The organism is Pseudoduganella sp. SL102 (assembly GCF_027856995.1).
Classification (GTDB): domain Bacteria; phylum Pseudomonadota; class Gammaproteobacteria; order Burkholderiales; family Burkholderiaceae_D; genus Rugamonas; species Rugamonas albidiflava.
On the sequence record NZ_CP115554.1, the window covers coordinates 4,540,284 to 4,565,293 of the forward strand.

Sequence of the window (25,010 nt, forward strand, 5' to 3'; positions counted from 1 at the left end):
TGGCGCGAGGGTGTCGCCAACCCGGCCATTCTACTTCAAAAGGAAACTTTTATTGCCGTGTGGCATTTTTATAGAGTGTTTCCTCACTTTGGCAACGCTGCCGCCACCGCCGCCCGGTCCCCGGCACCGTCCGGCGCGGCGCCGGGCGTCGCCGGCCGCCAGGGATACGTGAAGAGATAGTGGCCGGCACCAATCCGCAGCGTCACGTCGTTCCCGGTCTGCCGCGCGCCCGGCGGCACTTCGCCGTCGAGCGACAACTCTTCCAGCACGGCGCCCGGCAGTACCACGGTCGACCGCGTGTTCGGCGGCACCGCCACTGCCAGCCGCATCGTGCCTCCCCGGAGGTCCCAGCGTGCCGCCAGCCGGCCGTACGGCGTTTCCACCGCCGCATCGACCCACGTCAGCCCGCCGCCGGGCCGTGGCCGGACGATGCTGCGCCGGTAGCCGGGCGCCGCCGGGTCGGTGTCGATGCCGGCGGCCACGGCATACATCCACTCGACCACGGCGCCGTACGCATAGTGATTGAACGAATTCATCGCCGCATCCTGGAAACCGCCATCCGGCCGGATGCCGTCCCACCGCTCCCAGATCGTGGTGGCGCCCTGTTTCACCGGATACAGCCAGGAAGGATAGGTTTCCCGCGTCAGCAAGCGCCACGCCGTCTCGATCTGGCCATGGTCGCCGAGCGCGAACAGCAGCGCCGGCGTGCCGAGGAATCCGGTGCTGAGGTGGTCCTTGCGTGCCGCCACGGCGCCGGCCAGGCGCCGCGCCGCCGCCGCGCGCTGTTCGGCCGGCAGCAGGTCGAAGCGCAGCGCCAAGGCATAGGCCGTCTGCGTGTTCTCGCCGACCCGCCCGCTCGCGGTGACGAACTCGCGATTGAACGCTAGCCTGACGCGCGCCGCCAGGGCAGCGTAATGGCGCGCGTCGCTGTCCTTGCCGAGCACGGCGGCGGAACGCGCCAGCAAGTCCGCCGAGCGGGCAAAGTAGGCGGTGGCGACCAGGTCCTTGCCGGTCGTCGCGCCCGGATAGTCGCGCGCTTCGTGCGCCGGCGCCTGGTATGCCAGCCAGTCGCCGAACTGGAACCCCGTGTTCCACACGCCGTCCGGCGCCCGGCGGGCCACATGGTCGACCCATGCCTTCATGCTGCCATAGTGCCGCGCCAGGATCGCCCGATCGCCATATGCCTGGTAGATCACCCACGGCACCACGGTCACCGCGTCGCTCCAGCCGGCGGCGCCGTCGATGCTGGCCTTCTTGCGCGACACGATATCGGGAATCACGAACGGGATGCTGCCATCGGCCTTCTGGTCGGCCGCCAGGTCGTCCATCCACTTGGCCAGGAATGCCGCGCTGCCGAAGTTGTAGGTGGCGGTGCGGGCGAATACCTGCACGTCGCCGGTCCAGCCCAGGCGCTCGTTGCGCTGCGGGCAGTCGGTGGGCACTTCGAGGAAATTGCCGCGCTGGCCCCACTCGGTATTGCGCACCAGCCGGTTCAACAGCGGATGCGAGCTTTCCCAGCGGTTCGGAACCCCCAGGTCGCTGTGCAGCACGATGGCCGTCAGCGCCTCCAGGCCGGGCCGGCCCGGGAAGCCGTCCACGGCCACGTAGCGGAAACCCTGGAAGGTGAAGCGCGGCTCCCATGTCTCGCCGGGGCCGCCCTTCAGCGTGTAGCGGTGCGTCTGCGCGGCGGTGCGCAGGTTGGCCGTGTAGAAGTTGCCGTCCTTGTCCAGCACCTCCGCATGACGCAGGCGGATCGTGGTGCCGGCCGGGCCGCGCACGGCCAGGCGCACCCAGCCCGCCATGTTCTGGCCGAAGTCGAACACCGTGTCGCCTTGCGGCGTGCGCAGGATGCGTTGCGGACGCACTTCCATGATGCGCCGCACACCTGGCGCCGCCTGCCCGGCCAGCGCATCCTTCGGATGATCGAGCACGGCAACGGTACGCCAGGCCTGGTCGCCGAAGCCGGGCGCCGCCCAGCCGGGCTGCTCCAGGCGGGCATCGTAGGTTTCGCCTTGCAGCAGGTCCGACGACAGCACCGCGCCGGTCGAGGCGCGCCATCTGTCGTCGGTGACGATGCGCGTGGCCGTGCCATCGGCATGCGTCACGCGTAATTCGGCCAGCAGGGCGCGCCGGGTGCCGTAATGGTCGCGGCCATTGAAGCCGATGCCGCCGCGGTACCAGCCGTCGCCCAGCATCGCGCCGATGGCGTTGTCGCCCTGCTTCAGGTGGCCGGTGACGTCGTAGGTCTGGTAGTGCAGCCGCTTGTCGTAGCTGGTCCAGCCGGGGCGCAGCACCTGGTCGGTCACCTGCCGGCCGTTGACCTGTGCCTCGTAGACGCCCAGGCTCGTGATATAGAGCCGGGCCCGCACGACGGGACGGTCGAGCCGGAACTGCCGCCGCAGCAGCATTGCCGGCCCCGGTGCGCTCTTTGCCGCCACGGGGTCGGCCGTGATCCACCGCGCCCGCCATTCGGCGGGCCTGACGAGGCCCGCCTCGAAGTATGCCGGCACGCTCCATGGCGAGACCGCATCCGCGCCGTTCCAGGCCCGCACGCGCCAGTACACGCGCTGCCCCGGCGCCAGGAGCGGGCCGCCATACGGCACATGCACCGAGTCGGCCGTGTCGACGCGGCCGCTGTCCCACAGCGGCGCGCTGCCAAAGGCATCGGGCGCCGCCGCAACCTGCACCTGCCAGGCCCGCTGCACCGCGCCGCGCTCGTGGAAGCCCAGCTTCCAGGCCAGGCGGGGCCGAGGCACATCGATGCCGACCGGGTCGGTCATGTATTCAGCCGTCAGCGCGAACGGCGCCTCGGCCGCACGGGCCGTGCCGAACGCCATGGAGGCCAGCACGCACAGCAGGCAACACCGCAGCACGCGCATCATTCCAGCCTCGCTTGCGCCCACGCGGCAAGCACCGGCGGGCCGGCCTTGCCCTGCTCCTCGACGACCAGTTCCAGCAAGCGCACCCCGGCCACCGGCACGTCCAGCCCCGCAGGTGCCGCGACGGCCCGCTCGGCAAGCACCTTGCCGTCGCCCAGCACGCGAAACGTGGCGGTGGTGCCGGCATCGAGCGGCCCGACGGTGGCCCGGAAGGTGCGGAATCGGCTGTCCAGCGCGACCTGCAGGCGGGAATTGCCGAGCACGCCCAGGCCGTCGTCGTGCCGCTCGCCCGCCAGCACCAGCGGCTCGCCGGACGGCGCGGCATTCACCTGCGCCGGCACCCACGCCGGATCGACCCGGCGCCCTGCCCTGCCATCCTCCAGCACGCGGATCCTCCCGGTCATTTCAGTCAGGTGGACGCCCGCCAGCGGCATGCCGGTCACGCGCAGCAGCGCCGTTTCGCGCGGGCCCAGGCGCCGCGTGACCGTGTCGCCTTCCAGGCGTTCGGAACGGCCCCCCCAGACGTCGCGCACCGCCACGCCGGGCCGCAGGCGCAGACGGTGCAGCGGCACCGAGACGGTAAGCGGCCGGTTGCCGCGGTTGACCAGCGCCACCGCCTTCGCGCCACGCTCGCGAAGCGCCTTGACGATCACTTGCGCGTCGCCGTCCCGGCTGACCGTGATGCCCTGGTTGCCGGCCGGGTCCTGGTCGATGGCGATCGCTTCCCGGTTGCCGGCGATCGCGATCAGGCTGTCCGGCGATCTCGTCAGGTCGTAGCCAAGCAGCAGCGGCGCCCCGAGGATGGCCCACAGCGACAGGTGCGCGCGCGCTTCCACCAGGCGTCCGGCGCCGAACTCGCCGTTGCCGATCTGGAGCATGTCCGGATCGTTCCAGCGGCCCGGCCCGGCATACAGCGCGCGCCGCTCCGCCGTGTCGAAGCTGGACAGCATCGATTCCCAGGTGGCGCGGATATCGGGGCTGGTACGCCACAGCTGCCCGTACTTGCCGGCCCAGTTGGCGGCATCGGCTTCGCCCCAGGTGCAGATCGACAGCATGTAATCCCCGCGTGGCCGTACCGCCGCGATTTCCGCCGCCAGGCTGGCGTACAGCGCTTCGACCTTTGCCGCGTCTCCTTGTTCCGGCCGGTGGCGCACGATGAATGGCCCCAGCTCCCGGTACGTGCCGTCGCGGACGTGCCTCCTGTCCGGCGCATAGTCGGCCATGCCGCACGCATCCACCTTCAGGTAGTCGATACCCAATTCGCCGAACATCAATTGCATGTCCTGCCGCTGGAAATCCATCGAGCCGACTTCCCGTTCGGCCCGCGCGCCGGCTGGCAGGTTCGGGCTGCTCGGGTCCCACGCCTGCGAACAGATATTGCGGCCGATGTCCGTGTACAGGCCGGCCTTCAGTCCCATCGCGTGCAGCCGGTCGACGAACGGCTTCAGGCTGGTCCTGCCGTCCGGCGTGGCGGCGCTGGGGAACATCGACGTGCGCACCAGGATGCGGCCATCGGCGCGCCGTGCCAGCCACCAGCCGTCGTCGACGTTGACGTAGCGGTAACCGGCAGCGGCCAGGCCGGACGACTTCAGCTTTTTCGCCACGGCGAGGATCTTCGCCTCGGTGACTTCGGTGCGGAACGCGTTCCATGGATTCCAGCCCATCGGCGGTGTCGCCGCGGCATTGTCCACATCGGCCATATCGGCCGCGTGCGTCGGGACACCGAAAAGCGTCCCGGCCAGCAAGGCCAGCATCATCTTCATGCGCATCGCAGCCTCCGCTCCTTACAGGCCACGGTACACCAGGCCCACCGTCACGCGGCGGCCCGCATAGGCGTAGTTCTGCAGGTACGGCGTCCCATCGCTGTAGCCGGTCGAGGCGATGCTGCGCGTTTCGGTCTGGTTCGACAGGTTGCGCCCTTCGACGAACAGTTCCAGTTCCGGGCGCAATTTATAGGAGATGCGCGCGTCGATGAAGCGCGTCGCGTCGCGGATGTTGGCCGTGCCCGGATTCCATGGCAGCGCCGCCGGCGCGTTCACGTTGAACGCCGGGTACGAGTTCAGGTTCGTACCCGTCGCGCCGCACGGCGCCGTGCAGCCGTAGTACGCGGCCACCGCCTGCACCGCCACGCGGGCGGCCAGCTTGCCGTCGTCGTACCACAGCGCCAGGTTGTACGAGTACTTCGGCTCGCCCGACTGCGGCTGTGCCTCGCCGGTCAGCGGGTCGATCATGGCCTGCTGCATCGTCGACTTCTGGCGCGTGTAGTTGGCGTCCAGGCCCGTATGGCGCAGGTATGAGGGCAGGAACGTGAACGCGCTGCGGGTCCCGAATTCAATCCCGGTGCGCGTCGCCGGCGGGCCGTTCGTGTACGTGGTGTAGTCGAACACGATGTCCGACAGCGGCTGGCCCGTCACCGGGTTGACGCCGGAGGAGCCGGCGAACAGCGGCACGTCGAACACGCCGGTGGTCTTGTTCGGGCCGATGCGGCCTTCCTGGCGATACCCCGCCACGCTGAACATGGTGTCGGCGTTCGGGTACCATTCCACCGACAGGTTCTGGTTGAAGTTGCTCTGCCCCTGCAGCGCCGGATTGCCCACCGTGTTGCAGCGCAGGTTGCCGTCGTCGCCCTCCACGTCGCCGGCATCGCGCTCGTCGTACGTGCAGGTGCCCGAGGCCAGCAGCCGCGAAACCGGCGGCAGCGCCGACGACTTCGCCGCGCTGTAGCGCGCCACCAGCTGGTTCGGGATCAGCCACAGGCCCACGTTGTAGCTGGGCAGGAAGACGTGGCTGGTGGCGTCGATCGCCGTGTTCTGCGTGACCGAGCTGGTGGCGATGCCGGCTTCCGCGTCCGGATTGGCCGGATCGAAGCGCGGTGTCTTCGTGATCACGCGGAAGGTCATGCTGCCGGTGCCCTGCACCTTCCGGTGCACGTAGCGGTAGCCGAAGTTGCCGTCCACTTCCCAGCCGAACGGCAGCGCGCGTCTGGTGAACGGGATCGTGTCGAAGCCGAAGTCGGTCATCAGGTAGAACGCCCTGGATTCCTCGCGCACCTTCGCGATCGGCTGCTGGTACACCTGGCCATCGCTGCCGGCGCACTCCCTGGTGCAGTGGTAGTCATAGTTCGGCATCTTGAGGATGTCGATCACCTTCAGCACGTCGAGCTGGCTCCAGTTGTCCAGCGTGTTCCCGGGCCGGCCCGAGGCGCCGTTGAACAGCTTCGTGGCGGTCGCCGGGTCGGTCATCGCGGCGCCCAGCAGGTTCTGGAAATCCTGCATCGGCAATACCCAGGTGCCGGACAGCGACGGCGCGGTGCCCGGCGTGTAGCCGTACTTGCAGGCGTTGGCGGTGCCGGCGGAACCCGGCGTATCGGTGCAGCCGCGGATCACGCCGCGCACTTCGGTGCTCGGCACCGTGATCGCCGGACTATAGTTCGGCTGGCCGGCCGTGCCCTGCGCCGTGCGCACCGTGTAGCCGCCGGCACCCCAGCTGTCGTTGCCGCTGCGGCGCAGGTTGAAGCCGGACTTCAGGTATTTGAAGACGGGGATCCTGTCCGACAGCGCGTACGACAGGTCCAGCTTGGCGGTCTGCTCGTCGGTCTCGCGGATCTGCGGGCTTTGCCACAGCAGCGTGCGGTCGCTGGTCACGTTCGGCATGGCCGGGTTGGTATTGACCACCGTGGCGCCGTAGTTGGCCGGATCGCCATTGTCCGGAATGCCGTTGGCGAAATCGTAGCCCCAGGTGCCGTTCGGGCCCACCGAGGCGGTGGCCGGGCCGGCATTGTTGAAGCTGACCGACCAGCGCGCGTTGGCGCGGCGGAAGTCCGAGCGCGATGCGCCGACCAGCAGTTCGGCCGTCAGCGCATCGCGCTTGAAGGTACCGCCGAACTGCAGGTACTTCGTGTTCACTTCCATCAGGTTGCGGATCTGGTCGGTACCTGCGCCACCGTTGTCGAGCGAGAAGCTGGTCAGGTGGTGGGTCGCGTCGACCACCGCGGTGGCCGGGTTGAAGTTCACGGCCGCGCCGCGCACCACGCCGGTACCGCTCGCGCCCAGCCCGTAGGTGTAGGGCGACGTGTGGTAGCCGATGCCCGGCGCCGCCGTGCGCACGCCGTTCGCATCCACGTAGTTGCCGGTGCCGTTGACGCCCACCTGGCCCAGGTTGTAGGTCATGTAATGGTCGTCCACCGTGCGGCGGCTGTACGACCCCTTGGCGTACACGGTGAGATGCTCGTTGACCTTGAAGTCGGTACGCAGGTCGATGCCCTTGCGCACATCGACCTGGCGCTTGACGAAGTAGCGCAGCAGTTGCGGGCTGTAGTCGTTCCACTGGTTCAGGCACGTCAGCAGCTCGTTGCCGCGGTGATCGATCGCCTTGTTGATGTTGTCGGACGACAGGCCGGCCAGTGCGGCCGAGGTCTTCGTCAACTGCGGGAACGCATTGAAGCATTCGTCCTTGCTCTGCGCGGCGGCGGCGCGCCGCAGCAGGTCCTGCGGCGTCGCGCCGGAAAAGATCACGCGGCCGCCGGCGTCCTTCAGCGTGGTGGTCGGTTCCAGAGAAGCGGGGTTAGACATGTCCAGCGACCCTGGCTGGAAGGTAAACGTCTTTTCCGGCGAATTGTCGATGTCCACGTAGCGGCCATAGCCGTTCTGGCCGCTGCCCGAGGTCTGCGTCTGGTGCGCCTCGTTGTCCAGCTTCTGGTAGTTGGCGTTCACCACCACGCCCAGCCGGCCGTCGCCGAACTGGCGCGCGCCCGTGAAGGACACGTCCGGCGTCCACTTCTCGTTCAGGCTGTGCTGCGTGCCCGAGGCGCGCACCGACACAAACGGTTTCCTGAAATCGAGGCCGGTGCGGGTCTGGATGCGGATGCCGCCGCCCAGCGACCCTTCCACCATGTCCGCCGTCTGGCCCTTGATCACGTCGACACTCTTGATCAGGTCCGCCGACAGCGAACGGAATTCCACCCCGCGGCCATCGCCGCCGCCGTTCAGGTCCGAACCGCCGGCCGACTGCACCGACATGCCATCGAGCTCCACCCGCGTCAGGCTGGCACCGTTGCCGCGCACCGACAGGCTGACGCCTTCGCCGTACTCGCCCCGGTCGATCGCCACGCCGGCCATCCGCGAGATGGCTTCGCCGATATTCCGGTCCGGCAGGGAGCCGACGTCCTCGGCGACGATCGAATCCATCGCGGTGGAGGCATTCTTCTTGCGGTCGATCGACGACTGCTGCGAACGGCGCGTGGAGACGACGACTTTTTGCACGTCGCCGGGATCAGCCAGCCGAGCGGCCGTGTCACCGGATGGCGTGCTGGCTGGCGCGGGCGGGGCGGCCTGCTGGGCCAGCGCATGGCCGGCCATCAGCGAAGCCAGGGCCAGCGATACCGCGCGGGCGGCGATCGTGGGCTGGGGGAAGGCGCGTGTGCGATTCATCGGTCGGTCTCCGGTAGTGTGTGGTGATGGCAGCCGTGGCACTGCCTTGTCCGATAGACGAGTCCTGCGAACACCTTCCGCCGCTTTTGCGCAAACAATCACGCAAGGTGAGCGTTTCGGCCGCCGCCGGTGAAATAGTCACGTTTTCGCTCAATGGCTGCTTGAGCCGTGCCCCTGAACCGTGTATACATGCACACACTATTGATATGCCGCAGCCCCCCCGGCAGTACGGACCAGCGGCAACGAGACTGACCTCGCGGACGGAGGAGACCCATGGAACAGAGCATCGCTGCACACGGAAACGGCGGAATCGCGCGCGCCGTTCGTCATCACGGTGGGAGGCCCGCATGATCGCGCCGCTGGATCCCGCCATCGTCGCCTGGGTCAGCGCCAACGTGATTCCGTATGAAGCGGAACTGCGGCAGCGGCTGCGGCGGCTGTGCGGCAGCGACGCGGAGGTGGACGACCTGGTGCAGGACGTCTACTTCCGCATACTGAAGATGGACACCGTGCAGCACGTGCTGGAACCGAAGGCGTTCCTGATGCAGGTCGCCAAGAACATCCTGGTGGACAGGTTTCGCCGCGAAGCCATCGTCCACATCGAGGCGGTGGCCAGCCTGGAAGCGCTGGACGTGGCCGATCCCGGACCGTCGCCGGAGCGGGTGGCGCTGGCCCGGGCCGAACTGAAATGGGTGCTGGGCCTGGTGGCCAACCTGCCGGAGCGCTGTCGCCGCGTGTTCAGCGCGCGCAAGATCGACGGCCTGTCGCAGCAGGAAACGGCGCAGCGCCTGGCGATCTCGGAGAACGTGGTGGAAAAGGAAATGATGCGTGGATTGAAGCTGGTGGCCGAGATGGTGGCGCGTGTCGGCGTCGAGGGTGGCGCCGCTGCCGGCCAGGCGGAACTGGCGCGCCGCGCCCCGCGAAAGCACAATGTCTAGCACCGACGACGACGCGCTGGCATGGGTGGCCCGTGAAGCGGCGGGCTCGCTGGACGCCGACGCGCAGGCCGCATTCGAAGCCTGGTACCTGGCCAGTCCCAGGCACCAGGGCGCCTACCTGCGCGCCCGGGCCATCGCGCACTCGGTGGACGGGATCACCGTGCAGGCCAGCCTGAAGCCGGCTGCGCGGCACGCCGGGAACGAACCGCCCCTGGATGACTTGCCGTGTACGGATGCACACGCTGCCACCGCGGCGAACCACGGCCCCGCCGCCATGGAAGCGGCGCCGCCGGCGCGTGGCCGCCGCGCCTTCGTGCTCGGTGGCGCGCTGGCCGCCGGCATCGCCGCGCTGGCGGTCACGTCGCTGGCACCGGATCTGCTGGGCCCGGTCACCTATGAAACGGCGCGCGGCGAGTTCCGCAAGGTGCAGCTGGCCGACCGGTCGACGGTCAGCATCAACAGCGCCAGCCTGGTGGAGGTGCGGCTGACCGATGCCCAGCGCCGTGTCGCGCTGACACAAGGCGAGGCGTGGTTCGAGGTGGCGAAGGACAGGGCCCGGCCGTTCGTCGTGGAAGCCGGCGACCTGCGCGTGCGCGCCGTCGGCACCGCGTTCTCGGTGCGGCGCCACGCGCAGGGCGCCGAGGTGCTGGTGACCGAAGGCGTGGTCGAGGTATGGGCCAACGGCGGCACGGCACCGCGCCGCCGGGTCGGGGCGGGCGGCCTGGTACTGGTATCCGGCGACGGCAGCGGCCCCCGCATCGACACCGACCCCGCCGAGGTGGCGCGCCGGCTCGCGTGGCGCGAGGGCAAAGTGGTGTTCCAGAACCAGCCGCTGGACGATGCCGTGGCCGAATTCAACCGCTACAACACGCGGCAGATCGTGGTGGCCGATCCGGCCCTGCGGCGCAAGCCGCTGGTGGGCCATTACCGGATCGACCAGCCGGAGGAATTCGCCAACGACGTGCACGCGCTGCTGAACGTGCCTGTCGCCATCCGCGCCGACACCATCCAGATCGGCACGGCGCGCTGAGGCGCCGCCCGATGCGCCATTGCCGATGAGGTTCCGCAGCCTGATGTTCGCGGCGGTGGCGGCCATTGCGCTGCCCTGCCCCGCCCTGGCCGCCGCCGTGACGGTGGCGCTGCCGGCCGGCCCGGCCGCCCTGACGATGCCCGAATTCGCCCGCCAGGCCAACCTGCGCCTGCTGGCCAGCGGCGACGACCTGGCCGGCGTGCGCACCCGGGCCGTGCACGGCGCCTTCACGCCGCGGCAGGCGCTCGACCGGCTGCTGGCCGGCACCGGCTTGCTGGCCACGCTCGCCACGAACGGCACGGTCCTGGTCCGGCGCGCGCCGGTGCCGCCTGTGTCCTCCGTGCCGCCGGAACCGCCACCGCCTGCGCCGCCGGCAGCGCCGCCAGCCAGGGTCACGATCGTCGGCACCCGGGCCGCCGAGCGGGACTCGATCTCGCACAAGAAGCATGCCGCCACGGCGGTGGACGTGATCAAGGCCGACGAGCTGGGTGCCTTCCCCGACCGGAACGTGGCCGAGGCGATTTCACGGGTGGCCGGTGTCACGCTCGACCGGGGCGAATACGGCGAAGGCACCACGATCAACGTGCGCGCCAACACGGCCGAACTGGTGCGGGTGGAGATCGATGGCCTCGGCGTCCAGGCGGCCGGCGGCACGGACCTGAACAATGGCGGCTCGGGGCGCGGTGTCGACCTGCGCGAACTGTCGACCGACCTGATCAAGAGCATCGAGGTGGTCAAGGGCGCCACCGTCGACATGACCGAAGGCTCGCTGGGCGGCGGCGTGCTGATCCGCACACGCTCCGGCCTGGATTTCAAGCAGCGCCACGTGGCGCTGCGCGCCGCCGCGCAACGTAATTCGATCAACGGCCGCACGGCGCCGAACCTGAACTTCCTCTTCGCCGACCGTCTACTGGACGGTCGCATGGGCGTGGTGCTGAACCTCACCCGCGCCGCCGCACACAACGAGAACCACACGGCGCTGTACTCGGCCTACAACCTGGGCGCGGTCCGGCAACTGGATTTCGACGGCTCGCCGGACAAGACGTTTTCCTTCAATCCCGCCACCATCAACCTCGCCGATCCCGCCGCCACGGCGCCGCTGGCACGCTGGGACCGCACCGGTGGCGGCACGTTCGATGCGCTGAGCCCGCTCCAGATCGTCCAGCGCTCGGCCGCCGCGCAAAGCAAGGCCGACTGCCATGGCGCGTTCCCGCAGTACACGGCGGCCGAACTGGATGCGATCGCCGGCCGGGCCAACCGGGCCACCGCGCAAAGCCACCGCGCCAACGAACTCCTGAGCTGCCTGAACCAGTGGAACGACTACACGCCGCAACAGGTGCGCTACCTGGTGCGCCGCGAGTACGACGAGCGGCTGTACGGCGACCTGCGGCTCGACTTCAAGGTGAGCGACAGGCTGTCGCTGTACGCCAAGTTCAACCGCAACACGCGCAAGATCGACGACGAGCAGTCCTTTTTCTCGCTGGGGAACATCAACGTCAATCCGACCGGCCGCTACGTCGACACCGGTGCGGCGCCGGCCATCGCGCGCACGCCGGCGCCCGGCGCCAACACGTATTACTATCCCTCGCCCGTCAACCTGGGCGGCGGTACCGGCACATGGCGCGGCCTGACGGATGGCTCGGTGGCCAATGTGGTGCCCGGCTCGGTGGTGGTCGATGCCAGCCACCACCTGCTGCGGTACACGATCGCCGACGCCTCCGCCAACGTGGACCAGATCTACGACCGGATCGAAAGCTCGTCGCAGTATGCGCAGGCCGGCGGCACCTGGCGTTCCGGCCCGTGGCGCGCCGAGTTCCTGTACGGGCACGCCCGCTCCGATGCCTGGCGCATGCAGTGGCGCACCAACTTCGGCTACACGTACGGGTCGGCGACCCTGTCGGTGGCGCCGAACGGCATGTGGACGCACGCGCTGCCGCCCGGCGTGGCGTACGACCAGGCGAACGTCGCCAACTACGGCACGCTGAACGCCCCGGCCGAAGCGGCGGCGCCGCGCACCTCGGCCGCCACCCAGCTGACGATGGCCAACCCGAGGATCATGGAACGGCGCGAGGACACGGCGCGGCTCGACGTGGCTTATGCCTCCGCCGGCCGGATTCCCTTCCTCGGCCGTCTCAGGTTCGGCCTGCAGGGGCGCGACTACGGCACCGTGAACTGGTCCGGCGCCGGCTACACGGTGCGGCCGGCCAGTGCGGGTACGCCCGCCGTCGTGGTGCCGTGGGCGCAGGTACGCGGCAGCTTCCAGGCGTGCGAGAACACGCCGGGATCGCTGGCTCCCGGCGGCCGGCCGTGCCAGTACGGCACCGGCTACGGCAGCGACCCGGCCACGGCGTTCTCCGGTTCGATCGTCATGACGCAGGCGCAATACCGGGACATCGTGGCGCAGGCGCTGACGAAGAATGCGATCCGCTATCTCCACAGCGCGCGCGGCGTCCCGGACGGCATGGTGGCCGGATGGACGGAAGTCGACGTGCGCAAGGTGATCGCGCTGACCGGTGTGCGGCATTTCAACCTGGACTGCGTGAAGACGTGCCGGGGCACCGATGGCCAGCTGCACGAGCAGCCGAAGAGCGCCGTCGACGAGCGCGTGCTGGCCGGCTACCTGAGCGGCGATTTCACCGTCGACCGGTGGCCGCTCACGGCGCTGGCCCTGCCGTTCGGCTCTTCCATCGAGGGCAATTTCGGCTGGCGCGTGGTGCGCACCGACGTCGCCGGCACCGGCCTGATGACGCTCCAGTCGGTGACGAAGACGGCGGCCTACGAGCCGGACGACAGCGATGCCGCCGCCGGCATCGCGCGGCAGTCCGTGGCCCGCAACACGACGCTGCGCAGCGGCGGCACCGACGTGATGCCGGTCCTGAACCTGGCCTGGTGGACGGCCGGGAACCGCCTGGCCGTGCGCTACCACCGCGCCAAGGCGATCGCCCGGCCGCCGGTGCAGTACCTGTACAGCAACAACGTCACCTGTACCTACGACGAACGCCGGCTCGACGGTACAGCCGCAGGCCCACAGGCCAGTGGACCGGAGCAGGACATGACGTGCGACGGCACGCTGGGCAACCCGGGATTGCGCGCCCTGAGCAGCCGCAACCAGAACCTGTCGCTCGAGTGGTACCCGAACCGGGACACGATGCTGTCGCTGGCCGGCTTTCGCCAGCGCGGCCTGAGCGGCGCGCCGATGCGGGTGGCCGTCTACGCGGCGCAACCGTTCGCCGGCGCGGGCATCGCCGACCCGGCCACCGGCGCCGACCTGTCGGCCCTGCGCTATGCGTACGCCACCTATGTCAACGGCCCGTCGACGGCGCGCAACGGCATCGAGGCAAGCGGCAAGAGCGCGTTCACCTTCCTGCCGTCGATCCTGCGCCATACGGGACTGGATGCGAACTACACGCGCATGCGCTCGAAGGTGCTGGGCGCACCGATCCGCGACCTGCTGACCGGCGCGGCGCTGGGGCCGCAGCGCGAGCTGCGCTACACGTGGAATGCCTCGCTGTGGTACGACGACGGCAGGCTGCAGGCGCGCGTGGCGGTGCAGAGCGCCGCCGGGTCGTTCCGCGAATTGCCGGCCGGCGCGAACCATTACCCGGCCGTCGGCGTCGAAAGCGCACCGGCGCTGCCGTTCAACCCGGCGTCGCCCACTTACAACAGCGCCACGCGCTTCGTCGATGCCCGCATCGCCTGGCGCCTGTCGCGCCATGTCGAACTGTTCGCGGAAGGCCGCAATATCGGCCGCGCCGCCGAATCGACCTCGCACGGGCCCTATGCGGCGTATGCGGATGGCCGCCCGAACCTGCTCGACTATGCCTATTCGGGCGCGCAATACCTGTTCGGGATCGTCATCCGGAATTGATGCTCGCGATCGGGGCCGCGATGCGGCACCGTATCGGCCATCACGGGACCGGTGTCAGCCGGCTTCCAGAGCCCCGAGCAGTGCCGGCAGCGGCGCCGGCTTGGTGAGGTGCAGGTTGAAGCCGCAGGCGGCGGTGCGGGCGCGCGCCTCGGCATCGCCCCAGGCGGTCAGCGCGATGATGCGCAAGCCGTTCAAGTCCGGCATGGCGCGCAGCAGTTGCGCGACCTGGTAGCCGTCCATCTCCGGCATGCCGATATCGAGTAGCACGACATGGGGCTGGAAGCCATGCACCGTGCGCAAGGCGCTCGGGCCACTGAACTCCACCGCTACCTCATAGCCGGACAGCCGCACGAGTTCCGCGAGCAGCTCCGCGGCATCACAGTTGTCGTCCACTATCAGGATGCGCCGCATGGCAGCGCCCTTGTCCCCGTCATTGCCCATCATGCCGCCCGATCCCGTGTTCCCGCACTCATACCGGGACATTACTCCTTATCGCGCGGAAACTTGTAGGACGGAATCCCGGCTTCCTGTCGGAAATGGACTTGCTGCAATTTAATGCATCACGAAAAACTTCGTGATATATCAGTCAACCGATGTGTCGCCCGGGCGCAGCAGCCGCCAGGCCGCACATTCCGCTACGCCCAGCGTCTGCGCGCATCCCCGAGCACATGGGTCCAGACGGGATGTTTGCGCAACCAATTTATGTTAGATCACCAATAGTTGCACTTGGCAAGCGCTTGTTCAGTGAACTGACTGAACAACAACGCCTTACAAGTCGGCATTGCTAGGGCTGGCGAGTTCGTCTAAATTCGCTCCTGGATGGGTGAAAACGGTTTCAACACGAAAGCCGCGCCCTCACCCACCGGTGTGCCGGGCTCCAGCAGAGGGCCGGCACGCAGGTCAACTATAAAAAACACAGGAGACAAAGTGAGAAACCTTCAAAAGACGGCGATCGCCGTGGCCGTCGCTCAACTCGCCATCTGGTCGCACGGGACCGTCCTGGCCCAGGAAGTTAGCGCTAACGAAAACCAGTCCGCGGGAGCCAACAGTGCCGTCGTGGTCGTCAGCGGTCAGCGCGCCGCCCTGCAATCGGCGCAGAAACTGAAACAGGATGCCGACGAGGTGGTCGACTCGATCGTGGCCGAGGACATCGGCAAGCTGCCCGACCGTTCGGTAACCGAAATCCTCAGCCGCGTGGTCGGCGTGACGATGGACCGCAGCATGTCCAACGACCCGCAGCACTATGCCGTCGAAGGTTCCGGCATCGCCATTCGCGGCCTGACCTACGTGCGCTCCGAACTGAACGGCCGCGAGTCGTTCTCGGCCAACGGCGGCCGCTCGCTCAGCTTCACCGACGTGCCGCCGGAACTGATGGCTGGCGTCGACGTCTACAAGAACCCGTCCGCCGAGCAGACCGAGGGCGGCGTGTCCGGCCTGGTCAACCTGCGCACGGCGATGCCGTTCGACTTCAAGGGATTCAAGGGCGCGATCTCCGGTTCGTACACCTATTCGGACCTGCGCAAGGGCCAGGCGCAGCCGACCGGTTCTCTGCTGCTGTCGGACCGCTGGAATACCCGTTTCGGCGAGTTCGGCGCGCTGATCGACCTGGCTTCGTCGATCAGCCATACCCGGACCGATGAAATGTTCATCGAAGCCTACTACCCGAACCTCAACGTGGAGCCGGGCAGCACGCGGTGGATTCCGCGCGGCGCGCAGTGGCGCTCGATGAACTGGGAACGCGACCGCAAGGGCCAGTACGCCGCCTTCCAGTGGCGGCCGAACCGCGACATCACCGCGGCGCTGACCTACTTCCAGTCGAAGTACAAGGAAGGCTGGTCCGAAGTGGCGCTGCTGTCGCAGGAAACCGGCGACCGGCCGTACGGCATGCAGGTGGAGAACGGCGTGTTCGACAAGAACGGCGCCTTCATCTCCGGCGTGATCTCGAACCCGGCCAACGGCGGCATCAACCTGAACTCGGACCGCCGCGTGTCCGACCGCCGCTCCGCGACGCGCGACCTGGCACTGAACCTGAAATGGCGCATTTCGCCGGCATGGAGCGCGACGACCGATTTCCAGGTGGTGCGCGCCAGCACGGAGGCGCTCGATTCCGACGTGGCCACCGGTATCCGGATGCAGAAGGAAACGCTGGACCTGTCCGGCGACCTGCCGAAGATCACGTTCGACGCGGACGATGTCGCGTACCTGTCGGACCCCAAGAACTACTACTGGGCCTACACGATGGAGCACAAGGACCGCTCCAAGGCCGAGAGCAAGGCGTGGAAAACGGACTTCAAGTACGAATTCGACCATCCGGTGCTGCGCGACCTGCGCTTCGGCGCGCGGCTGCAGAACCGCAATTCGCGCAACCAGAACACCAACCCGAGCTACAACTGGCAGGCCATCAGCCAGCCGTGGATGCTGGGCTGGCAGGTCGATCGCCTGGCCACGCTGGATGACCCGAAGTTCGCCGGCGGCGCCACGCTGCGCACACTGGACAACTTCTTCGGCGGCGACGTGAAGGTGCCGGCGATCATGTTCCCGGACGACGCGGTGGCCCGCGGCTATCCGGACAGCTATGCCAAGCTGCACACCTACCACGACATCCTGTGCGCCGAGAAGGGCACCACCTGCACGCCGTGGCCGGCCGCGACCTTCGACAACGATCCTGCCGGCACCAACTTCCAGGAAGAAAAGACCCGCGCGTTCTATACGCAGCTGCGCTTCGGCTGGGACAACCTGAAGTATCCGGTCGACGGCAATATCGGCGTGCGCTACGTGAAGACCAAGTCGACCGCCTTCGGCTACACGACGTACAACCCGACGATCCCGACGTTCGAGGATGCCAGCCAGGTGATCGACCGCAGCAAGATCGTCATCATCGAACCGTTCGCCACGCGCCGTGACTACGAGAACGAGTACCACAACTGGCTGCCCAGCCTGAACCTGCGCCTGAAGTACAACGACCAGCTGCAATTCCGCGCGGCGATCGCCCGCTCGATGTCGCGGCCGGACTTCTCGCAGATGAAGGCCTATACGCCGCTGTCGCAATCGATCACGACCGTCACCGATACGGCCAACAATATCGTGACCGTCACCAATACGTCGCTGACCGGCACCGGCGAAGGCAACCCGAACCTGCGCCCGACCACCGGCACCTCGGTCGACGTGACGGCCGAATGGTACTTCGCCAAGGCGGGCTCGCTGACACTCGCGCTGTTCAACAAGGACCTGAAGAACATCATCGTCAACCAGATGTACAACTACGAGGTGCAGGACGTGGGCGGCAACGTCCAGCGCTTCGCCGTCACGGGCCCGGTCAACGGCGCGCACGGCTATGCGCGCGGCTTCGAACTGGCCTACCAGCAGTACTACGACTGGCTGCCGGGCTACCTGAAGGGCCTGGGCGTGCAGGCCAGCCTCACGTACGTGGACAGCAGCCGCAAGCTGGACAACCCGGTGTTTTCCGAGTACTGCTCGGGCAATGCCGATGCCAACAACCTGAACCTGTACATCAACGGCTGCGACACCGATGGCCGCACCTTCGGCAACATGCCGCTGCAGGGCCTGTCGAAGCACACCATCAACCTGGCCCTGATGTACGAGCGTGGCCCGATCTCGGCACGGGTGGCCTACAACTGGCGCTCGCGCTACCTGGCCGGGGTGAACCAGTGGGGCACGCGCGACACCAACGGCACGGACAGCAACCCGGCCAGCCCGACGTACGGCCAGCACAACGTGGCATGGGGCCTGCCGCTGTGGCAGGAACACTATGGCCAGGTGGATGCCTCGGTGTTCTACAACGTGACCGAGAAATTCCGCATCGGCCTGGAAGCGCAGAACCTGAACGACGCTACGTCGAAGCAGACCATGCAGCAGCACGCCGGGACGTTCGGGCACGCGTGGTTCGTCACCGGCCCGCGGTATACGATCCAGGCGAACTACTCGTTCTGATGTAGACAGTCCGCCGGCGGCCGGCAGCTTCTTGCCGAAGCTGCTGGCGGCCGACACCGGTTTTTTTACGCGAACAGTTGAATCATGCGACAAGCAAGGCCAGTTTCACTATCATGTGCCGCGGCTTTTTAAAACGACCAAGGAAGAGAAATGCAAACACGACAATTCGCCGGCTTCGCCATCCCCGAAATCGGCCTGGGCTGCTGGCAGCTGGGCGGCGGCTGGCGCGACGACTGGGACGACACCATCGCCCAGCAGACCCTGTCGGCCGCCCATGATGCCGGCGTGCGCTTCATCGACACGGCCGACGTCTACGGCGACGGCGCCAGCGAACGTTCGATCGGCAAATTCCTCGCCACCCGCAAGGATCCATCGCTGGTGGTGGCCACGAAGCTGGGCCGCGCCGGCATCTACCCGGATGGCTACACCCGCGGATCGCTGCGCGACGCCACGCTGCGCTCGATCGACCGGCTCGGCGTGGACGCGCTGGACCTGACACAGCTGCATTGCGTACCCACCGACGTGCTGCGCCAGGGCGACGTGTTCGAATGGCTGCGCGAGCTGCAGCAGGAAGGCCTGATCCGCCGCTGGGGCGCCAGCGTGGAGTCGGTGGAAGAAGGCCTGATCTGCCTGGACCAGCCAGGGCTGGCGTCGCTGCAGGTAATCTTCAACATCTTCCGGCAAAAGCCGGCCGAGGAACTGCTGCCACGCGCGCATGCACAAGGGGTCGGCATCATCGTGCGCCTGCCGCTGGCCAGCGGCCTGCTGGGCGGGAAGATCACCCGCGAGACCGTGTTCCGCCAGGACGACCACCGCCACTTCAACCGCGATGGCCAGCATTTCAACGTGGGCGAAACCTTCGCGGGCCTGGAACTGGAGCGCGGCATCACCGCCGCCGAGCAGGTGGCCGCGCTGGTGCCGCCGGGGCTGACGATGGCGCAGATGGCCTTGCGCTGGATTCTCGATCACGAAGCCGTGTCCGTGGTGATCCCCGGCGCCAGCTCGCCGTCGCAGGTAGTGGCCAACGTCACCGCCGCCGACGCCGCCCCGCTGCCGGCCACGCTGCGCGCCGCGCTGGCCCAGGTCTACGTGCAGCACGTGCGCGACCACATCCGCGGCCCGTACTGATCGCGGCACCGCTTCGCGGCCTTGCGTGCCGCGAAGCCGGCGATATGGGATAATGGCGCTTTTTCCGATACGCATCGCCATGGAACGCTCAACCCGCCAGCGCACCGCGATTCGCGCGGCGATCGAAGCCGCCGCGCGCCCGCTCAGCCCCCACGAAATCCACGACGCCGTCCGCGTGACGGTGCCGGAGATCGGCATCGCGACCATCTATCGCAACCTGAAGCTGCTGCTGGGCGAAGGCGAGATCCAGGCCGTCACACTGCCGGGCGAGAATCCGCGCTATGAAACCTCGCACCTGGCGCACCATCACCACCACCACTTCCACTGCGTGCCGTGCGACCGCGTGTTCGAAGTCGAAGGTTGCCCCGGCCGGATGGACGACCTGGCGCCCGCCGGCTTCGTCATCGACCGCCACGAACTGACCCTGTACGGCGAATGCGCCGAATGCGCCGCCAAGCGCAGGGGCAAGGCGGCCCCGGAACCTGCCACCGCTGCCACCAAGCGGCCGGCACGCGCCCACAAGCATTAATCGGCAAGACCATTCCGCTGCGGCGATCGTGTAGCCCCTGCCGACATGGTTCAGTCCGCTCAGGGGGTAATGCCGCTAAGTTAAGCGTTACCCGATACGTTGGAAGCGCATGTATTCACCCCAACAGCGAAGGGCCGGGGTCAGGAAGAAGTGCTGGCATGCATGCCAGCACCGTTCCGCAGGCGCGAAGCATGCTTCGCGAAACCCCTGCTCCACCCCGCCGGGGCGCAGTCGGGGTTTCAAGGAGCATCGCTCCTTGCCGACGTAGCGATACTGGCTTACAAGCCAGTATTCCTCCCTGACCCCGGAATTTGCACTTGGGGTGGGATTATATAAGCGGCAATGGCGTCAGGGGAGCATCGCAGGGAATGGCGCAGGAGTTCCGCAGTGCGCTGCTCTGCGCCAGGCACGCTGACACCGGCTCGGCAACGGCGATCAGAACGTCACGCGCAGCCCGGCCGTCAGGTTACGTCCCGGCAGTGGCGCGGCGGCCTTGATGAACGAGGTATGGCTGTACGCCAGCTCGTCGGTCAGGTTGTTCAGCCGCGCATACAGCTGCACCGGCAGGCCGGCGATGCGGGTGTTGTAGTGCGTGCCCAGGTTCAGCATGTTGTAGCCGGAGGTACGGCTTTCCTGTTCGGCCACGTCGTCCTGCGTGGCGACGCGGTAGGCTTCGATCATGCCGTGCCAGCCCTGCCATTCGCCATCGAGCCTGGCGCCGATGCGCCCGGCCGGGATGCGCGGGATGTTGCCGCCGCCATTGTCCAGCTTCGCGCGGACGTAGTCGCCGAACAGCGTGGCCTGCAGGCCGGCTCCCAGCTCCTGGCGCAGTTCCCCTTCGATACCGGTGAACGTGGCATCGCGCTGCGCGTACTCGACCAGCTGGAAGCCTTCGTGGTTGTCCAGCGTGCGGGCGTAGATGTAGTTGTCCACGCGGTTGTGGAAGGCGCTGACAGAGAAGGTGGTCGGCCCGGCGAACTTGCGCAGCGTGATGTCCAGGTTGTTCGAGGTTTCCTTCGCCAGGTTCTCGTTGCCGATCTCCCAGGTGCTGGTGGCCAGGTGGATACCGTCGGCATACAGTTCCTCGGCGGCCGGCAGGCGGTGGCTGCGCGAGATGGCGGCTCGCAGCGAGTACTGCGGCGCGAACTTCCAGACTGCGCCCAGCGCGAGCGAGGTACCACGCGCATCGCGGTCGCGCTCGCGGGCGCCCTCGACCTCGATATCCTGCCATTCGTGGCGCAGGCCCGCCTCGAAGCGCCAGGCGTCCAGGCGGTATTCCTCGGTCACGAAGGCGGCATGCTTCTTGGTCAGCGTGGCCGGCACGTAGGCTTCCTCGCCCAGCGCCGCGAAATCGCGCCGCGTCGTCTGCAGGCCGATCACGCCGCGCCAGCCGGCCACCGGCTTGTGCTCCATTTCCAGGCGCGCGTCATGCGCCTTGCTGGTGAACGTGGTCGCCACCTCGCTGCCCTCGATCTCGTCGTGCCGGTAATCCGTGAACGAGGCGCGCAGCCGCACCTTCGAGAAACCGGCCAGCGGGTCGCGGTACTCGCCGCGCACGTCCCAGCGGTCGCTGTCCAGTTTGACGTAGGGTACCGGGCCTTCCTCGTGTTCGTGCCCGTGGTCGTGGCCTTCTTCCTCTTCTTCTTCCTCGTGGTCGCCGCAATGCAGGTGGTCGCCATGCGGATGGCAGCCTTCGAATTCATGGCCGTGGCCGGGAATGCCGTACTCGGTGCGCTCCTTCGTGTAGGCCGCGCCCAGGTAACCCCGCGCGCCGATCCACGACACGCCGACCGTGCCCGTCTCGGTATCCTTGTAGCTGCCACCGACGCGGCGCCCTTCGGCCCAGTCCTTGCCGACGCGGTAATCGTCCGCATCGCGCTTCACGCCCTCCGCGTGGAAGGCCACGTTGCCCGCCGCCGCCGTCATCTCGAAGGCGCCGGCCTTTTCGCGCGCCGCCGAATTCGCGCGCAGCTCGGCGCTGCCCTCGACAGCCTTGGACGGCAATGCCGTGGGGATCTTCCGGTCGATGATGTTGACCACGCCGCCCACCGCGCCGCCGCCGTAGGCCAGCGCCGACGGGCCGCGCAGCACTTCGATGCGCTCGGCCAGCAGCGGCTCGAACGCCACCGCGTGGTCCGGGCTGACGGTCGACGCATCCTGCACTTCCGCGCCGTCGGCCAGGATTTTTACGCGCGGGCCATCCATGCCGCGGATGACCGGCCGGCTGGCACCGGCGCCGAAGTGGCTCGACGTGATGCCCGGCAGGCGGCCCAGCGTTTCGCCCAGGGTCGATTCGCGCACCCGCACCAGTTCGGCGCCGGACAGCGTGGTGGCCGGCGTGATCATGTCGTCGGACAGCACGCCCAGCGCGCTGGCCGAGACCAGCACGGTGGGAATGCTGTCCGGATCGCCGCCATGGCGGTCGCCGGCCGCCTGTGCGGTCTGCGCATGGGCGGCCGGCGAGGCGCAGAACGTGGAACCGAATGCCAGCGCGATGGCCAGCGCGAGCGGAGTGCGTTTGTCGTACATGGAATGCGATCCTTGTGATGGGTAAGCAATTCCACTAATTATAATGATAAGTCATTATCGTTAGAAGAGGTAATTGATCCCATCTGATCGTCTCCGTGCGAACGTTCCCGTCGGGGACGGCCCGCCACGTCACGCAGGTGATGCCGTGCCCGTCGTCCTCATCGCATCCGATCCGACCGCTCCGCAGCGATCCACGGCCACGCGAGGCGCTGTCATGCCACTGCCAGCACTGCGCGCACTTCCGCCGGCACGGCCGGCTTCAGCAGGTGATGGTCGAAGCCGGCGGCGCGGCCGCGGGCGCGGTCCTCGGCGGCGCCCCAGCCGGTCAGCGCGGCCAGCCGGATGGCCTGCATGCCGGGCATGGCGCGCAGGCGGCGCGCGGTTTCGTAGCCGTCCATGCCCGGCATGCCGATGTCGAGGAACACCACCTCGGGCTGGAAACCGGCGGCCAGTTCCAGCGCGGCGGCGCCATCGGCGGCGACCCGGATCTCGTGGCCTTCCAGCGCCAGCAGGTCGGCCAGCGAATGCGCGGCATCCACGTTGTCGTCCGCGATCAGGATGCGCAGCCGCCTGCCCGCGGCCGCGTCGGGCGCCGGCGGCGCATCCACGGCGGCCACCGGCGATGCTTCCGCGAGCGGCAGCCGGATCGTGAACGTGCTGCCCTGCCCCGGGCCCGCGCTGGCCGCCGTGGCCGTGCCGCCATGCAGCGCCACCAGCCGCCGCACCAGCGACAGGCCGATCCCGAGCCCGCCGTTGGAGCGCTCCACGTGGCGCGCTACCTGGGTAAACATGTCGAACACGGCGTCGAGCGATTCCGGCGCGATGCCGATGCCGTTGTCGGCCACCGACACGACCGCCATGCCCTCTTCCGCATGGGCGGTTATGCAAATCCTGCCGTTGCGGGGCGTGTACTTTGCCGCGTTGGTCAGCAGGTTGCCGATCACCTGGCTGATGCGCACCGGGTCGGCATCGACCGGCAGCGGCGTGTCCGGCAGGTGGACCGCCAGCTGGTGGCCGGCCGCGTCCAGCGCCGGCTGGGTGGCCTCGATCGCCACCGCCACGATGCGCTGCAGTTCCGTGAGCTCCCGGTGCAGCACGATCTTGCCGCTCGAGACACGGGCGATGTCGAGCAGGTCGTCGATCAAATGCGTCATGTGGCTCAGCTGGCGGTCCATCATGCCGCCCACCCTGGCCACGGTTTCCCGGCTGCCGCCGGAAAGGCGCAGCAGTTCGAGCCCGTTGCGGATCGGCGCCAGCGGGTTGCGCAGCTCGTGCGCCAGCACGGCCAGGAACTCGGACTTGTGGCGGTCCGCCTCGCGCAGCGCCTCGGTCGAGCGCACCCGCTCGATGTGTGCCCAGCAGCGCTCGACCACCGCCTCCACCAGCGCCAGTTCCTCGGCGGTCCAGCGGCGCGGATGCACCTGGTGCACGGCCATCATCGCCACCAGGTGGCCGCCCTTGACGAGCGGGCAGCAGATGATGGCCTTGATGCCGATGCTGTTGAACATGCCGTCGCCATCGCCTGGCGCCAGTTCCACGTCGACGTCGTTGATGACGAGCGTGCGGCCGATGCGCAGGTTCGACGTGGCGCGCGAGCCGAACAGGTCGAGCGAATACACACCCGCGGTGCTGATCGCGCCCGGCACGCGCCAGTCGTGCCGGATCGTGAAGCGGTCGTTGTCCGGCTCCAGGTCGGCATAGGCCACCCGCGTCACGCCCAGATGCTCGCCCAGCAGCCGCGTGGCTTCTTCCATGATGGCGCGCGGTTCGCTGGCTACCCGTGTGGCCTCGCCGATTTCGTCGAGCAGCCGCAGGCGCTCCATCGCGTCGTCGCGCTCGCGGCGCGACGCCACCCTGGCCGTGGTTTCCACGCAGGTGACCACCAGGCCGGCGATCATTCCGGCGTCATCGTGGATGGGGCTCGTGAAGAACGTCACGTAGATCTGCTCGGGATAACCGTTGCGCTCGACGATGAATGGATGGTCTTCCACGGCGCCGGTGGCATGGCCGCGCAGCGCATCGTCGAGAATCGGGGCGGCCAGGTCGGCGAGCTCGGGCCAGGCCGCGCGGACCGGCCGGCCCATCACGCCGCCGTGCGCACGCGCGCCCAGCAAGGTGCGATAGCCATCGTTGAACAGCAGGCGCAACCCGGCGCCCCACATCACGCACATCGGCTGGCGCGACTGCAGCACCATGCCGGCCGCGGTGCGCAGCGCCGAAGGCCACCCCGCCACCGCGCCGAACGGCGTCGCGCCCCAGTCGAACGCGTCGGCGAGAACGAGGGCGGGCACGGAGCGGTGGTCGGACATGGCAAGGGACAACGTGGCGCGGCATGCCGCAAAGCCGCACCTTACCATGCCGGGAAACAACACGTCGCCGGGCAGCACCCCTGTCCGCCGTGACCACCCATCAACGGCTGTTCCAGAAAAACCGGTGACAGGCTCCAATGTCGCTTGGATAAGCCCACCCCAAGTGCAAATTCCGGGGTCAGGGAGGAATACTGGCTTGCAGGCCAGTATCGCTACGTCGGCAAGGAGCGATGCTCCTTGAAACCCCGACTCTGCCCCGGCGGGGTGAAGCAGGGGTTTCGCGAAGCCTGCTTCGCGCCTGCGCAACGGTCCTGGCATGCATGCCAGGACTCCCTCCTGACCCCAGCCCTTCGCTGTTGGGGTGAATGCATGCGCTTCCAACGTATCGGGTAACGCTTAACTTAGCGGCATTAGTGGCAG

Annotated in this window: 12 protein-coding genes; 6 read left to right on the forward strand and 6 right to left on the reverse strand. The window is 68.2% G+C overall.

All coding sequences use genetic code 11. The annotated features are described in order from the left end of the window. Positions 1–83: 83 nt before the first annotated feature. From OU994_RS19235 to OU994_RS19245, 3 genes are read right to left on the reverse strand one after another with little or no spacing between them, the layout of a single operon-like run. Entirely contained in the window at positions 84–2,882 is a 2,799-nt protein-coding gene (locus OU994_RS19235; RefSeq protein ID WP_281607213.1) for a glycoside hydrolase family 78 protein, read from the reverse strand. Continuing rightward, a complete protein-coding gene (locus OU994_RS19240; RefSeq protein WP_281607214.1) occupies positions 2,879–4,648 on the reverse strand; it encodes an NPCBM/NEW2 domain-containing protein in 1,770 nt (589 codons plus the stop codon). The genes OU994_RS19235 and OU994_RS19240 overlap by 4 nt, the downstream gene beginning before the upstream one ends. 15 nt (positions 4,649–4,663) lie before the next feature. Then, complete coding sequence (locus OU994_RS19245; RefSeq protein ID WP_281607215.1) at positions 4,664–8,308, reverse strand: TonB-dependent receptor; 3,645 nt, start codon at positions 8,306–8,308, stop codon at positions 4,664–4,666. Between the two features lie 347 nt (positions 8,309–8,655). Between OU994_RS19245 and OU994_RS19250 the strand changes: the two genes are divergently transcribed. Genes OU994_RS19250 through OU994_RS19260 form a run of 3 tightly spaced genes read left to right on the forward strand, consistent with a single transcriptional unit; the run spans position 8,656 to position 14,144 of the window. After that, a complete protein-coding gene (locus tag OU994_RS19250) occupies positions 8,656–9,246 on the forward strand; it encodes an RNA polymerase sigma factor (RefSeq protein ID WP_281607216.1) in 591 nt (196 codons plus the stop codon). Next, positions 9,239–10,276 (forward strand): FecR domain-containing protein, encoded by a 1,038-nt coding sequence (locus OU994_RS19255; protein ID WP_281607217.1) that lies wholly within the window; start codon positions 9,239–9,241, stop codon positions 10,274–10,276. Before OU994_RS19250 ends, OU994_RS19255 begins: the two co-directional genes overlap by 8 nt. A 25-nt stretch (positions 10,277–10,301) precedes the next feature. Next, positions 10,302–14,144 (forward strand): TonB-dependent receptor, encoded by a 3,843-nt coding sequence (locus tag OU994_RS19260; RefSeq protein ID WP_281607218.1) that lies wholly within the window; start codon positions 10,302–10,304, stop codon positions 14,142–14,144. Positions 14,145–14,198: 54 nt separating this feature from the next. On the opposite strand, the gene OU994_RS19265 is transcribed toward OU994_RS19260, so the two are convergent. Then, positions 14,199–14,588, reverse strand: coding sequence for a response regulator (locus OU994_RS19265; protein ID WP_281607219.1), 390 nt, complete (start codon positions 14,586–14,588; stop codon positions 14,199–14,201). A gap of 483 nt (positions 14,589–15,071) precedes the next feature. On the opposite strand from OU994_RS19265, the gene OU994_RS19270 reads away from it, so the two are divergent. The 3 genes from OU994_RS19270 to OU994_RS19280 all read left to right on the forward strand — a co-directional run bounded on the left by OU994_RS19270 (position 15,072) and on the right by OU994_RS19280 (position 19,752). Then, complete coding sequence (locus OU994_RS19270; RefSeq protein ID WP_281607220.1) at positions 15,072–18,095, forward strand: TonB-dependent receptor; 3,024 nt, start codon at positions 15,072–15,074, stop codon at positions 18,093–18,095. A 150-nt stretch (positions 18,096–18,245) separates the two neighbouring features. Further along, positions 18,246–19,223, forward strand: coding sequence for an aldo/keto reductase (locus OU994_RS19275; protein ID WP_281607221.1), 978 nt, complete (start codon positions 18,246–18,248; stop codon positions 19,221–19,223). Between the two features lie 79 nt (positions 19,224–19,302). After that, positions 19,303–19,752, forward strand: coding sequence for a Fur family transcriptional regulator (locus OU994_RS19280; RefSeq protein ID WP_281607222.1), 450 nt, complete (start codon positions 19,303–19,305; stop codon positions 19,750–19,752). A 435-nt stretch (positions 19,753–20,187) separates the two neighbouring features. Here OU994_RS19280 and OU994_RS19285 read toward each other — a convergent pair whose 3' ends face one another. Together OU994_RS19285 and OU994_RS19290 are read right to left on the reverse strand one after the other, a co-directional pair. Then, positions 20,188–22,281, reverse strand: a complete 2,094-nt coding sequence (locus tag OU994_RS19285) for a TonB-dependent receptor domain-containing protein (RefSeq protein ID WP_281607223.1) — start codon at positions 22,279–22,281, stop codon at positions 20,188–20,190. Positions 22,282–22,493: 212 nt separating this feature from the next. Beyond that, entirely contained in the window at positions 22,494–24,590 is a 2,097-nt protein-coding gene (locus tag OU994_RS19290) for an ATP-binding protein (protein WP_281607224.1), read from the reverse strand. Positions 24,591–25,010 lie beyond the last annotated feature (420 nt).

Excerpts from the sequence above, each read along its gene's own strand:
- OU994_RS19235 (WP_281607213.1), bottom strand. The coding sequence starts at position 2,882 with ATGATGCGCGTGCTGCGGTGTTGCCTGCTGTGCGTGCTGGCCTCCATG.
- OU994_RS19240 (WP_281607214.1), bottom strand. The coding sequence starts at position 4,648 with ATGCGCATGAAGATGATGCTGGCCTTGCTGGCCGGGACGCTTTTCGGT.
- OU994_RS19245 (WP_281607215.1), bottom strand. The coding sequence starts at position 8,308 with ATGAATCGCACACGCGCCTTCCCCCAGCCCACGATCGCCGCCCGCGCG.
- OU994_RS19250 (WP_281607216.1), top strand. The coding sequence starts at position 8,656 with ATGATCGCGCCGCTGGATCCCGCCATCGTCGCCTGGGTCAGCGCCAAC.
- OU994_RS19255 (WP_281607217.1), top strand. The coding sequence starts at position 9,239 with ATGTCTAGCACCGACGACGACGCGCTGGCATGGGTGGCCCGTGAAGCG.
- OU994_RS19260 (WP_281607218.1), top strand. The coding sequence starts at position 10,302 with ATGAGGTTCCGCAGCCTGATGTTCGCGGCGGTGGCGGCCATTGCGCTG.
- OU994_RS19265 (WP_281607219.1), bottom strand. The coding sequence starts at position 14,588 with ATGATGGGCAATGACGGGGACAAGGGCGCTGCCATGCGGCGCATCCTG.
- OU994_RS19275 (WP_281607221.1), top strand. The coding sequence starts at position 18,246 with ATGCAAACACGACAATTCGCCGGCTTCGCCATCCCCGAAATCGGCCTG.
- OU994_RS19280 (WP_281607222.1), top strand. The coding sequence starts at position 19,303 with ATGGAACGCTCAACCCGCCAGCGCACCGCGATTCGCGCGGCGATCGAA.
- OU994_RS19285 (WP_281607223.1), bottom strand. The coding sequence starts at position 22,281 with ATGTACGACAAACGCACTCCGCTCGCGCTGGCCATCGCGCTGGCATTC.
- OU994_RS19290 (WP_281607224.1), bottom strand. The coding sequence starts at position 24,590 with ATGTCCGACCACCGCTCCGTGCCCGCCCTCGTTCTCGCCGACGCGTTC.